1 protein-coding gene is annotated in these 524 nt (G+C 60.3%); it reads right to left on the minus strand.

The window, feature by feature from the left end; genetic code table 11:
- The coding region (locus tag ABVT36_RS19125; protein ID WP_368457986.1) for an RHS repeat-associated core domain-containing protein at nucleotides 1-524 on the minus strand (524 nt) is incomplete at both ends.

The raw sequence follows: 524 nt of genomic DNA on the forward strand, positions 1-524 counted from the left end.
TGGGATCGGTAAACGCCAGGGGGTTATTGTGCACATAGCTGTAGCGGTTATAGCCCTGGCTGCTGGTGGTCCCGTCTATATTGGGGTCCGCCTGTACAAAGCGCCCCAGCAGCGGGTCGTAGATGCGCCCGTTCATATGGATCAGGCCCATCCGGTCGAGGGATTCGTGGCCGGTAAAGCCCCGCGGGGTTATATCCAGGATATTGGTCAGCTGGGTGCTGCTGAGGGCATCCCGCCAGTTGTGCGGCTGGCGCCGCTGCCCCCAGGGATCGAAGCTCAGCTGCTCGGTGACAGCGCCTGTGGCATCCGTCACCACATCCAGCGAGCCCAGGTGGTCCCGTAGCAGATAGCGGTTTTTGATCACCGTCAAATGGTCGTCGGCGCTCTCCCCTGCCAGGGCACCGGCAGCCTTATCCGCCTGCCACTGGCGCATATCCGTATCGTATTTGTCCGTGGTGAGAACGAAGCCTGCGATGTTGCGACGGATTTCCGTAGTGCCGTTCTTGTAGACCTTTTCCACATTG

It is taken from the genome of Microbulbifer sp. TYP-18, from assembly GCF_040932045.1.
Taxonomy (GTDB): domain Bacteria; phylum Pseudomonadota; class Gammaproteobacteria; order Pseudomonadales; family Cellvibrionaceae; genus Microbulbifer.